The following is a 12273-nucleotide window of genomic DNA, read 5'->3' as shown; positions in this document are numbered from 1 at the left end:
TTCCAGAATGATACGTAAGTCTGGCAGAGAAGACGAATTAGTTCATCCAGCGATCTTTACGTTTACGGCTTGGGATCAGATGTGGCAGAACCAGACCCAGCACCAGACCGACGCCCAGCACGCCGCCGCCATACATAAACCACTGCATGATAATGGTGCGCTGTTTGTCATCAAGCTGCAGGTTCGCGGCGTTCACTTTTTTCTGCGCGACGATCAGCTCGTTTTTGAGCTTTTGATTCTCTTCTTTCAGACCGTTGATCACGCCGTCACTCTGCGCCACTTTCTGCTGCATTTCAGCGGTGCGCTGGTTCCAGGTCCCGTCGATGTTGTTCAGCTTGTCGGTCAGGGTCTTCACCTGGTTTTCCAGATCCGGCACGCGGGTGCGCAGGCTTGGCACGGTGCTCAGCTCTTTCATTGGGATCCAGGAGGTACGGCCGGAACTGTCGCGAACCTGACCGTAATTGGTCTCCGCGTTGGTCTGCAACAGGGTGACTTCCTCGCCGGCATTCACCGTGCCCACGAGGCGATAATTATCTCCGGGGCCACTGCGCACCCAGGTGTTAAGTTCGTCAGAAACGTAACGCTTCTCTTCAGCGTGCACTGCGGTTGCGGCGCTAAAAGCGAGTAAAGTAAGTCCAATCAGGCGTAATTTAAGCATCATTAGTCGTTATTTTCATAAAAAGTGGAACGATAGTAGTGGCAACAGTGTCTCTACGCAAAGCATTCATCAGCAATCAGAATCATCTGTGTCACGACTCTACACATTTACGCCCGACAAATTGCTCATTGCATGGCAATTTGGCGCAAAATACTATGTACTGACAAACAAATGGCGAGGAAGTTCGCCCTCATTGACGCGTCTGTGACGCCCGCAAAAGTACAAGGCTATGGCTCAGGAAATCGAATTAAAATTTATCGTCGAAAAAGACAGCGTTGACGCGCTCCGTCAGCATCTGAATACGCTCTCCGGCGAGCACCATGAACCCGTACCGTTGCTCAACATCTACTACGAAACGCCGGACAACTGGCTGCGCAACCACGATATGGGGCTGCGCATCCGCGGCGCGAACGGACGCTACGAGATGACGATGAAAATCGCCGGCCGCGTGGTCGGCGGTTTGCATCAGCGCCCGGAATACAATATCGACATCAGTAAGCCAGAACTTGAGCTGGAACGTTTCCCGGCGGAAGTCTGGCCGGAAGGCGAACTGCCCGCCACGCTGGCTGGACAGGTGCAGCCGCTGTTCAGCACCGATTTCGCTCGCGAGAAATGGCTGGTGACGGAAGGCAAAAGCCGCATTGAAATCGCGCTGGATTTAGGCGAGGTGAAGGCGGGTGAGTTACAGGAACCGATCTGCGAGCTGGAGCTGGAACTTCTGGAAGGGGATGCGAGCGACGTGCTGAAGCTGGCGCGCAAGCTGGTAAGCCAGCCGGGTTTACGTCAGGGCAGCTTGAGCAAAGCGGCGCGCGGCTACCACCTGGCTGCCGGAAATGCGCCACGCGTGCTGAGAGAGACTCCGATTTTGCGCGTCGTCCCGAAAGCCAGCATTGAGCAGGGCATGGAAGCTGCGCTGGAGCTGGCGCTCTCCCAATGGCAGTACCATGAAGAACTGTGGGCGCGTAACGTCAAAAATGCCAAAAAACAGGTGCTGGCCGCTATTGGACTGGTGCGTCATACCCTGACGCTGTTTGGCGGTATCGTACCGCGTAAAGCTAGCGCTCACTTACGCGATCTGCTGACCCAGACCGAAACGCTGCTGCTTTCCGACGTGTCGGCGCAAACCGCGCTTTATAGCCCGCAAAATGCCGCGGCAAAACTGGCGCTGACCGAGTATCTGGTGACGCGCGGCTGGCGCGTCTTCCTCGATGCAAAAGCGCAGACCAAAATCGCGGACAACTTTAAACGTTTCGCGGATATCCATCTTTCCCGCCACGCCGCCGAGCTGAGAACCACCTTCGCGCATCCGCTGGGCGACCAGTATGGCGACCAGCTTCCCCGCCTGGCGCGTAATATCGACAGCATGTTGCTTCTGTCGGGAGCGTACGAGGGCGTGAAGGCGCAGGCCTGGCTGGAGAACTGGCAGGGGCTTAAGCATGCCATTGAGACCCGTCAGCAGATTGAGATCGAGCATTTCCGCAACGAAGCCATTTCGCAGGATCCATACTGGCTGCACAGCGGAAAACGTTAATTCTGGCAAGGAACCCCTGATATGCCGCTTTCTTCGCAGTTACAGCAGCACTGGCAAACCGTTTGCGAACGTCTGCCCGAGTCGTTACCCGCGTCATCGTTAAGCGAGCAGGCGAAAAGCGTGCTCACGTTCAGTGATTTTGTGCAGGAGAGCGTCAGCGCCAATCCTGACTGGCTGGCAGAGCTGGAAAGCGCGCCGCCGCAGGCTGACGAGTGGCGGCACTATGCTGGCTGGCTGCAAACCGCGCTGGCAGAGGTGGCGGATGAAGCCACGCTGATGCGCGTCCTGCGCCAGTTCCGCCGCCGGGTGATGGTGCGCATTGCCTGGGCGCAGGCGCTGGAGCTGGTGAGTGAAGAGAGCACCTTGCAGCAGCTGAGCGAGCTGGCGCAGACGCTGATTGTCGCCGCGCGGGACTGGCTCTACGCCGCCTGCTGTAAAGAGTGGGGCACGCCGTGCAGCGAAGAAGGGCTTCCGCAGCCGCTGTTGATTCTGGGGATGGGCAAGCTGGGTGGCTGCGAGCTGAACTTCTCCTCGGATATCGACCTGATCTTTGCCTGGCCGGAGAATGGCGCCACGCGAGGCGGTCGTCGCGAGCTGGATAACGCCCAGTTCTTTACCCGACTCGGGCAGCGTCTGATTAAGGCGCTGGACCAGCCTACGCAGGACGGCTTTGTTTACCGCGTGGACATGCGCCTGCGCCCGTTTGGCGACAGCGGCCCGCTGGTACTGAGCTTCGCCGCGCTGGAAGATTATTACCAAGAGCAGGGGCGCGACTGGGAGCGTTACGCGATGGTCAAAGCGCGGATCATGGGCGACAGCGACGACGCCTACGCCAACGAGTTGCGCGCCATGCTGCGCCCGTTCGTGTTCCGCCGTTACATCGACTTTAGCGTGATCCAGTCCCTGCGCAATATGAAAGGGATGATCGCCCGCGAGGTGCGCCGTCGCGGCCTGAAGGACAACATCAAGCTTGGCGCGGGCGGCATCCGCGAAATCGAATTTATCGTTCAGGTCTTCCAGCTGATCCGCGGCGGGCGCGAGCCGTCGCTGCAGTCCCGCTCGCTGCTGCCGACGCTGAGCGCCATTGAGCAACTGCATTTGCTGCCGGACGGCGACGCGCAAACCCTGCGCGAGGCCTATCTGTTCCTGCGCCGTCTGGAAAACCTGCTGCAAAGCATTAACGACGAACAGACCCAGACCCTGCCGGGGGATGACCTTAACCGGGCGCGCCTGGCCTGGGGCATGCGGGCGGAAGACTGGTCAACGTTGACCGAACGGCTGGATGCCCATATGGCAGGCGTTCGCCGCATCTTTAACGATCTTATTGGTGACGACGAAAGTGAATCGCCGGACGATGCGCTCTCCGAGCACTGGCGCGAGCTGTGGCAGGACGCGCTCCAGGAAGATGACACCACGCCGGTGCTGGCGCACTTAAGCGACGACGCCCGCCATCGCGTGGTGGCCTTGATTGCCGATTTTCGTCTCGAACTGAACAAGCGCGCCATTGGCCCGCGCGGTCGGCAGGTGCTGGATCATCTGATGCCGCATCTGCTGAGCGACGTCTGCTCCCGCGAGGATGCGCCGGTGCCGCTGTCGCGCATGATGCCGCTGCTGAGCGGGATTATCACGCGTACCACCTACCTGGAACTGCTGAGCGAGTTTCCCGGCGCGCTGAAGCACCTGATTTCCCTCTGCGCCGCCTCGCCGATGGTGGCCAACAAGCTGGCGCGATACCCACTGCTGCTGGACGAACTGCTCGACCCGAACACGCTCTATCAGCCGACGGCGATGGACGCCTACCGCGACGAGCTGCGCCAGTATCTGCTGCGCGTGCCGGAAGAGGACGAAGAGCAACAGCTTGAGGCGCTGCGTCAGTTTAAGCAGGCGCAGATGCTGCGCGTGGCGGCAGCGGATATCGCCGGTACGCTGCCGGTAATGAAAGTGAGCGATCACTTAACCTGGCTGGCGGAGGCGATCATCGACGCGGTAGTCCATCAGGCGTGGGTGCAGATGGTGGCCCGCTACGGCCAGCCGAAGCATCTTGCTGACCGCGAGGGGCGAGGGTTTGCCGTGGTCGGTTACGGCAAGCTGGGCGGCTGGGAGCTGGGCTACAGCTCCGATCTGGATCTGATTTTCCTGCACGACTGTCCGGCGGACGTCATGACCGACGGCGAGCGTGAGATTGACGGGCGGCAGTTCTACCTGCGCCTGGCCCAGCGCATCATGCACCTGTTCAGCACCCGCACTTCGTCGGGCATTCTGTACGAGGTGGACGCGCGTCTGCGCCCGTCCGGCGCGGCAGGCATGCTGGTCACCTCGACGGACGCTTTTGCTGACTATCAGAAGAACGAAGCCTGGACGTGGGAACATCAGGCGCTGGTGCGTGCCCGCGTGGTGTACGGCGATCCGCAGCTCAAAACGCAGTTCGATGCGGTCCGCAAGTCAGTCATGACGACCCCGCGCGAGGGCAGCACCCTGCAAACTGAAGTGCGCGAAATGCGTGAGAAAATGCGCGCGCATTTGGGCAACAAACATCGCGATCGCTTTGATATCAAAGCCGATGAGGGCGGGATTACCGATATTGAGTTCATCACTCAGTACCTGGTGCTACTGCATGCCCACGACAAGCCGAAGCTGACCCGCTGGTCCGATAACGTGCGCATTCTGGAACTGCTGGCGCAAAACGACATTATGGACGAGCAGGAGGCGCAGGCCTTAACCCGCGCCTACACCACGCTGCGCGATGAGCTTCATCACCTGGCATTGCAGGAACAGCCGGGCCACGTGGCGCTGGACTGTTTTACCGCAGAGCGCGCCCAGGTGACGGCAAGCTGGCAGAAATGGCTGGTGGAGCCGTGCGTAACAAAACAAGTGTGATATTATCGCGCGCAAATTGTGAATCTTTCTGGAGTCAGGAATGAAAGTAACACTGCCAGAGTTTGAACGTGCTGGAGTAATGGTTGTCGGGGATGTGATGCTGGATCGCTACTGGTATGGGCCGACCAGCCGCATCTCTCCTGAAGCGCCGGTACCGGTGGTTAAGGTCGACACCATTGAAGAGCGTCCCGGCGGCGCGGCAAACGTGGCGATGAACATAGCCTCGCTGGGCGCGCACTCGCGTCTGGTGGGCCTGACCGGCATTGACGATGCGGCGCGTGCGCTGAGCAAGTCGCTGGCGGACGTGAACGTGAAGTGCGACTTCGTTTCTGTTCCGACACACCCAACTATCACCAAGCTGCGCGTGCTGTCGCGTAACCAGCAGCTGATCCGCCTCGATTTCGAAGAAGGCTTTGAAGGCGTTGATCCTGAGCCGCTGCACGAGCGCATTAACCAGGCGCTGGGCAACATCGGCGCGCTGGTGCTGTCTGACTACGCCAAAGGCGCGCTGGCGAGCGTGCAAACGATGATTCAGCTGGCGCGTAAAGCCAGCGTGCCGGTGCTGATCGACCCGAAAGGCACCGATTTTGAGCGCTATCGAGGCGCAACCCTGCTGACGCCAAACCTTTCTGAGTTCGAAGCGGTGGCGGGCAAGTGCAAAACGGAAGAAGAGCTGGTTGAGCGCGGCATGAAAATCATCGCTGATTTCGAGCTGTCCGCGCTGCTGGTCACCCGCTCCGAACAGGGGATGACGCTGCTGCAGCCGGGCAAGGCACCGCTGCATATGCCAACCCAGGCGCAGGAAGTGTACGACGTGACCGGTGCCGGTGATACGGTGATCGGCGTGCTGGCGGCAACGCTGGCCGCGGGTAACTCCCTGGAAGAGGCGTGCTACTTCGCGAACGCCGCGGCGGGCGTGGTCGTCGGTAAATTGGGTACTTCAACCGTTTCGCCCATCGAGCTGGAAAACGCGGTGCGCGGTCGTGCGGATACCGGTTTTGGCGTCATGACCGAAGACGAGCTGAAGGTGGCCGTCGCCGCCGCGCGCAAGCGCGGTGAAAAAGTGGTGATGACCAACGGCGTGTTTGACATCCTGCACGCGGGCCACGTGTCGTATCTGGCGAATGCGCGCAAGCTGGGCGATCGCCTCATTGTGGCAGTGAACAGCGATGCGTCGACCAAACGCCTGAAGGGCGAAACGCGCCCGGTGAACCCGCTCGAGCAACGTATGATTGTGCTTGGCGCGCTGGAAGCGGTGGACTGGGTGGTGTCGTTTGAAGAAGATACCCCGCAGCGCCTGATTGCCGGGATCCTGCCTGACCTGCTGGTGAAGGGCGGCGATTACAAGCCAGAGCAAATCGCGGGTAGCGAAGAGGTCTGGGCGAATGGCGGTGAAGTGATGGTGCTCAACTTTGAGGACGGGTGTTCCACCACCAACATCATCAAGAAGATCCAGAAAGACAGTCAGTAAAAAACGGGCCAATTGGCCCGTTTTTTTTCACCGTCTCCCTGTGGGAGAGGGCATCAGGCCGCACTTACTCCTGATCGTCCACCGGCGGAATGGCCGGTGCCGGCTTCACTTCTTCCGGCGCATTACGGTTTTCCAGCTCGCTCAGACGCTGTTCCAGCAGCGCCAGCTTCTCGCGGGTGCGCAGCAGAACCTGGGTCTGCACGTCAAACTCTTCGCGGCTGACTAAATCAAGGCGAACCAACTGCGCCTGCAGCGTCTGGCGGATTTTCTTCTCAACGTCATCACCAAATTCACGAATGCCTTTCGGCATGGACTCATGAACCTGACGCGCGATCTGCTCAATTTTTTTCGGGTCAATCATAATGGCTTCCCTTGATAAGTCAGTGTTGATGAACATTGTAGCGCGTCATGACCCAGGATAAAGCAGATTTGTTTGAAGCTTATGCATTGCCCAGGTTAATCAATAGCGTTATAGTTATCTCGCTTATTCTCAGGGCGGGGCGAAATTCCCCACCGGCGGTAAATCAGCTTAACGCTGAAAGCCCGCGAGCGCTTTGGGTGAATTCTCAAAGGTCAGCAGATCCGGTGTAATTCCGGGGCCGACGGTTAGAGTCCGGATGGGAGAGAGTAACGATCCAGTCGGGCATGGGCCCGCTCACGTTATCTTTTTGCCGCTTATACGGCGCTCCTAAGACTGCCCTGATTCTGGTAACCATAATGTTAATGAGGTTTTTTTACCATGAATCAGACGCTACTTTCCTCTTTTGGCACTTCAACTCAACGTGTTGAACATGCACTGGATGCACTGCGCGAAGGCCGCGGTGTGATGGTGCTTGACGATGAAAATCGTGAAAACGAAGGCGACATGATTTTCGCCGCCGAAAGCATGACCGTTGAACAGATGGCGCTGACCATCCGTCACGGCAGCGGCATCGTATGCCTGTGTATTACCGAAGATCGTCGTAAGCAGCTTGATCTGCCGATGATGGTTGAGAACAACACCAGCGCCTTTGGAACCGGCTTTACTGTGACCATCGAAGCGGCGCATGGCGTAACCACCGGTGTGTCTGCGGCTGACCGTCTGACCACCGTGCGTGCCGCCATTGCTGACGATGCGAAACCCTCCGATCTGCATCGTCCAGGCCACGTCTTCCCGCTGCGCGCACAGGCGGGCGGCGTGCTGACCCGCGGCGGTCATACCGAAGCGACCATCGATCTGGTGACCCTGGCGGGCTTCAAGCCTGCGGGCGTGCTGTGTGAGCTGACCAATGATGACGGCACCATGGCCCGCGCGCCAGAGTGCATCACCTTTGCGCGTCTGCATAACATGCCGGTTGTCACAATTGAAGATCTGGTGGAATACCGCCAGGCGCACGAGCGCAAGGCCAGCTGAGACCGCTGATGTGAAAAAGCCGGGGAAACCCGGCTTTTTTGTCGCTAGTGGTAGTTAATTTTAAACAGCACCACGGTTTCAAACGGTCCGGACTGGATCGCTTTTCCCTCATCCCACGACAGCTCTGCCGTGTACTTTTGCTCATACTGCAACGTACTCCCGGTGAAGTCGGCATACTCCTGATAGTGGTTGAAGGTAAACGGATCCGTTCCGTTCAGAATACGCAGTTTTAGCCCGTTGCCAATCAACAGCGCCGTATCGTCAGCGCTGAGTTTTTCGTTCGTGTAGAATGACGAATCCATTTTGAATCCATCAGAGCACTGCGCGTCCTGCACCTTGGTGGTTTTGACCGTAAATTCACGAACGCGCGTTTTCTGGTTCACAATGTCGCGAGCGCTGAAGGTGCCAAAATCGATCTCCTGGTTTTCAGGGTAGATGCTGAAGGTTGCCCCGCAGTCCAGAACGGTAATGTTTTGCAAGCCGTTGATGTGGTACTTGAGGTTTTTCGCGTCGGCCATCTGGTTGACTCCGCCTTTACCGTCAAACTGCACCACGATGTAATCGCCGAGCGAACTCACGTAGCCGTGAGGCGGAATCGCCTTAATTTTTACAAACAGGCGAAAGCGGGCAATAAACGTGCGTGTCGTATGGACGTCATCCGGGTTACCGGAGCAGATCAGGTTTTCCCAGCCCATCTGCCGGATCTGAGCCGGGGTATAGATGAGGATGTTCTTGTTATCGAGACACTGGCGGGTATCCACGCCATTCGGCTGGCCCGTGGCATCGTAGTCCACACCTTCGTAGGTTACGCCAAGCTCATAGTAAGGGTCCGTTGCGGCCGGGTAAGGGTTGACCCAGGCGTAAACGTCTTCCGGCTGAAAGCCGCTGGTGACGTTGTGATCGCAGGTAACCGGGATTTTAATGTCATCTGATTCCCAGATTTTCTGCCCCACCTGCGCGTTGCTGGGGATAGCAAAGGGCGAGATGGTTTTTGTCTCTTCAACCGGCCCGCCTGAAGCACCAAGATAGCAGTCCAGCGCCAGCGCTTCTCTTACGGGCAGAGCGGAAATCAGCAGCAGGAACAGCAGATTAGCGAGCTTGCGCATCTTTATCGACCTTATGCTCGCTGAGCGTACATTTCGCCGTACCTGAACATTGCGCGTCGACCTTTTTCAGCGCACCGTAATCATCGATGTAGCCAATGCTGTAGTAGCTGCCGTGATAGTCACCGGTAGAGGTTGTTGCCGTCGCAAACGGGGCGATCATCAGGCTGTCAAAACCGGGCAGCATGGTTTTCGCATTTTTGCTCAGCCACGCCAGCGTGATGTAGTAAGGCGTAGGGTTATGCACGGTGAGCCCTTTCGCGTTTGCGGTGACTTCCATACGCATTTCTGCCTGATCGCCTGCCTTTTTGGCGATCGCTTTGGGACGCCAGAACAGTTTGATCCTGCTTTGCATCGCGACCTGCATTACGCTGCGTTCCTCGCTCGCGCTGGAACTTTTCGGCGGCACCTCGCGCAGGTTGAAATAAAACAGTGATTCCCGGTCTTTCGGCAACCGGGCGGTCGCGGCCTGCTTCACAATCCGGACCTGAGACGAGGCGCCCGCTTCAAGACGTTGGATCGGCGGAAGCGCCATAAAATGGCTGTCCTCCTTGCGTCCGTTTTCATCTTCTATCCAGGAGAGCGCCAGATAAGGCAACGTTTTGCTCTGATTATCAATCTTGAGGCTGCTGGCCTTATCGCTTTCCGGAAACACAATGCGGGTGCGGTCCAGGTTAACGGCAGCGTGGGTGGTAAATGCGGTGCCGATTAACATCAGGCACAGGCTGGTAAAAGAGGTGAGTTTCATCATGGTTTCTTACTGACATGGCAGTATCAACTGCATACTGTTTTCAAGGTGTGAAGGCAGCGAGAAGCGACACTGCTGATTGTCACCCCACGTTACCCGGAATTGTTGTTCAGGCTCTACCGCACCCAGCCAGACGTGGCCTTCGTCGGCGACCATGCCGATTTGCTGGTCACTTTCCAGCAGGTGAACAATCGCGCCCAGCGGCGGAGTGCCGGCTGGCGTACGTATAATTCCGGCAATATCGTTGCCTGCGCGCGTGGCAATCTGACGGTAGCCAATCGCCCCCTCGGTCCAGGTGGAGGTCGTAATGCGGTTGTCCACATCGACGCCGTCAGGCAGGTTATCCAGATTGACCTGTACGCTGGCGGGAGAGTAGCTGGAAACCGACGGTAAAACGCCGATACCAAAGCGGTTGGTTTCATCCCGCGACATGTTCAGCGGAATGTTGCCGACGCCGTCGGTGCTGACCATCACGCGCGGTTCGTTTCCGTAGCTGCGACGGTGCAGCGCCGCGCCTTTGGCCGTTGAGGTAAACGAGCCATTCCAGCTGGCGCTCAGGGAGTTATATTCATCAGCTTTATAACTTCCGGAGATATTCAGATCGCCAAAAGGTGAATAGTGCTGATAGTTGCCGCTCATCTGCGCGCCCGCGTCCGCGTGTTCACTCTCCGTCCCCGCGGAGACGCCCCAGGTATTATTGCGATCGGACGTGTCGTACCAGGAGACATTTTGGCTCAGGCTATCGCTGTTGTGCAGATCGTAGCTAAGGCGATGATCCGGATCGATCGGTACGCTCAGGGACAGGTAAAACTGCGTATCGTCGTCTTCATCTTCGTAATGCGTCTTGCTCCAGGAGAGGGTGACGCCGAGGTTTTTCCAGCGCCCCAGATCAAAGTTGTAGCCTGCGGTAATGCTTCCGGTCGTGGACGGGGCTTCATTCCACCAGGTCTGACGCAGTACGTTGACGTAGAGGTTGAGCGATAACGGGCTGATGTACTGGCTGGCGGTTACGCTCAGCGTCTGCTTTTCTGTCTGACGATCGTTGTCGTCATAATCAAGGAAGCGGGCATAGCTCAGGAACTTTCGATCGGAGTAGCGGTAGCTGGCAAGCGTAAGCTGGCTGCCGGTGGTATCGAAACGCTTACTGTAATTAAAACGGTAGCTGTAACCCGTCTGGCTATCCTGGAAGGGGAGCTGACTGGTGGCCTGCGTGACGTCAAAAGAGAGGGCACCCAGATGCGCCATATTCTGCCCGATCCCGGCGGCAACGGAACGGTAATGATCCCCGTCGGCAAGCGTCCCGCCATAGAGCGAGGTGTTTGACAGTATACCCCATGAGAATTCACCGCTCATAAAACCGGTGTCTTCGACGTCATGCGAGGCGTCTTTACGCGCTTTACCCGCCGCCAGCTTGTAGCGAACCTGCCCTTTACGCGTTAAAAAAGGCACCGATTCCGCCGAGACCTGGAAGGTGCTGACGCGCCCGTCTTCCTCCGTCACTTTTACGTCCAGCGTCCCCTGAACGGACTGGTTAAGATCCTGAATAACAAAGGGGCCAGGCGGAACTTTACTTTGATAAATTACGCGATCGGACAGGCTGACCGTGACGGTCGCGTTGGTTTGCGCGATACCGGTAATTTGTGGCGCATAGCCACGCAGCGACCAGGGGAGCATGCGCTCATCGCTGATCAGGGAGGCGCCGGTATAGGTAAAAGCGTCAAAGATTGAGGACTGGAAGTCCGTTTCACCCAGCGTCAACTTAGCACCAAGTGAAGGAAGAGGGCGGAACATGTAGACGCGCGAAAAGCGTCCGTCATGATCCGAACCTGCATCGGTATGCGTTTGGCTGTACTGATAATCACTGCGCAGGCGCCATGCGCCCATATTCGCGCCCGCCGTGCCATAGGTGTTGGCGTTGTTGGTGCTGCTGCCGTCGCTGGGCTGATAGTGGCTGGCGAACAGGTTGTAATCCAGAATCACGCCCGGTACGCCATTGTCCCATGTTGCGGGTGGCATCCAGTCGGCGGCGCGGTACTGCAACCATGCCTGGGGTACGGTGACCTTCAGCGTCTGGGTCGCTTGTTCAAAATTAAAGGTGATATCCGGTCTGGAGGAAAAGTCGACGCATCCCTCTTTTTCGGGTAAGGCGTCGCGGACTTCCTCTTTCAGGGCAAACGTATCCGCCAGTTCAGGAGGAATACACACCTGTACCGTGTTATTTACCTCTTTCCAGCTAAGCTGCCAGCCGTTAGCCAGCGGTGTGTCGTTAATGGATACGGTAACAAAATAGCTGCCAGGGGTAACCGCTATTTCATTTTTAAAAAGGGAGAGGTCAACGCTGCTCCGCTGGTCTTTATCGATGGCATTGATATTAAACTCGGTGGCAGAGGCAATCTTCGTCATTAACAGGGACGCAATGATGATTTTAGATTGTAATTTATATGTCATCATCCTGTTACCAAAATAATATCACATACCGGCTGGCAAATAAT

At 57.4% G+C, this 12273-nt stretch carries 9 protein-coding genes and 1 riboswitch; of the genes, 4 read left to right on the top strand and 5 right to left on the bottom strand.

What is annotated here, in order from left to right; all coding sequences use genetic code 11:
- Nucleotides 1-37 precede the first annotated feature (37 nt).
- On the bottom strand, nucleotides 38-658 hold the full coding sequence (locus ACMWL8_RS22280) for a TIGR04211 family SH3 domain-containing protein (RefSeq protein WP_028014457.1): 621 nt from the start codon (nucleotides 656-658) through the stop codon (nucleotides 38-40).
- 229 nt (nucleotides 659-887) lie between these two features.
- Here ACMWL8_RS22280 and ACMWL8_RS22275 point away from each other — a divergent pair, with 229 nt between their 5' ends.
- From ACMWL8_RS22275 to hldE, 3 genes are read left to right on the top strand one after another with little or no spacing between them, the layout of a single operon-like run.
- Complete coding sequence (locus ACMWL8_RS22275) at nucleotides 888-2189, top strand: inorganic triphosphatase (protein WP_045261136.1); 1302 nt, start codon at nucleotides 888-890, stop codon at nucleotides 2187-2189.
- 21 nt (nucleotides 2190-2210) lie between these two features.
- A complete protein-coding gene (glnE, locus tag ACMWL8_RS22270) occupies nucleotides 2211-5066 on the top strand; it encodes a bifunctional [glutamate--ammonia ligase]-adenylyl-L-tyrosine phosphorylase/[glutamate--ammonia-ligase] adenylyltransferase (RefSeq protein ID WP_045261135.1) in 2856 nt (951 codons plus the stop codon).
- A 40-nt stretch (nucleotides 5067-5106) separates the two neighbouring features.
- The gene (gene hldE, locus ACMWL8_RS22265) at nucleotides 5107-6537 is read left to right on the top strand and encodes a bifunctional D-glycero-beta-D-manno-heptose-7-phosphate kinase/D-glycero-beta-D-manno-heptose 1-phosphate adenylyltransferase HldE (protein ID WP_003862540.1); all 1431 of its coding nucleotides are present in this window, start codon (nucleotides 5107-5109) and stop codon (nucleotides 6535-6537) included.
- 64 nt (nucleotides 6538-6601) lie between these two features.
- Here the strand turns inward: hldE and ubiK are convergent, their stop codons facing one another.
- Complete coding sequence (gene ubiK, locus ACMWL8_RS22260; RefSeq protein WP_028014454.1) at nucleotides 6602-6898, bottom strand: ubiquinone biosynthesis accessory factor UbiK; 297 nt, start codon at nucleotides 6896-6898, stop codon at nucleotides 6602-6604.
- Between the two features lie 121 nt (nucleotides 6899-7019).
- Nucleotides 7020-7170: riboswitch (FMN riboswitch) on the top strand.
- Nucleotides 7171-7276: 106 nt separating this feature from the next.
- Here ubiK and ribB point away from each other — a divergent pair.
- A complete protein-coding gene (ribB, locus tag ACMWL8_RS22255) occupies nucleotides 7277-7930 on the top strand; it encodes a 3,4-dihydroxy-2-butanone-4-phosphate synthase (protein ID WP_045261134.1) in 654 nt (217 codons plus the stop codon).
- A 44-nt stretch (nucleotides 7931-7974) separates the two neighbouring features.
- Here the strand turns inward: ribB and ACMWL8_RS22250 are convergent, their stop codons facing one another.
- Genes ACMWL8_RS22250 through ACMWL8_RS22240 form a run of 3 tightly spaced genes read right to left on the bottom strand, consistent with a single transcriptional unit; the run spans nucleotide 7975 to nucleotide 12229 of the window.
- Nucleotides 7975-9036 (bottom strand): fimbrial protein, encoded by a 1062-nt coding sequence (locus ACMWL8_RS22250; RefSeq protein ID WP_028014452.1) that lies wholly within the window; start codon nucleotides 9034-9036, stop codon nucleotides 7975-7977.
- Nucleotides 9020-9781: a molecular chaperone gene (locus tag ACMWL8_RS22245; protein WP_045261133.1), complete on the bottom strand. Its 762-nt coding sequence runs from the start codon at nucleotides 9779-9781 to the stop codon at nucleotides 9020-9022. Before ACMWL8_RS22245 ends, ACMWL8_RS22250 begins: the two co-directional genes overlap by 17 nt.
- A 9-nt stretch (nucleotides 9782-9790) precedes the next feature.
- The gene (locus ACMWL8_RS22240; RefSeq protein ID WP_045261132.1) at nucleotides 9791-12229 is read right to left on the bottom strand and encodes a fimbria/pilus outer membrane usher protein; all 2439 of its coding nucleotides are present in this window, start codon (nucleotides 12227-12229) and stop codon (nucleotides 9791-9793) included.
- Between the last annotated feature and the right edge of the window lie 44 nt (nucleotides 12230-12273).

The organism is Enterobacter sp. 04-C-12-SI-ECC (assembly GCF_047530715.1).
GTDB classification, from domain to species: domain Bacteria; phylum Pseudomonadota; class Gammaproteobacteria; order Enterobacterales; family Enterobacteriaceae; genus Enterobacter; species Enterobacter bugandensis.
Note: the sequence above shows the minus strand (reverse complement) of the source record. Positions and strands in the feature narration are given on the sequence as shown.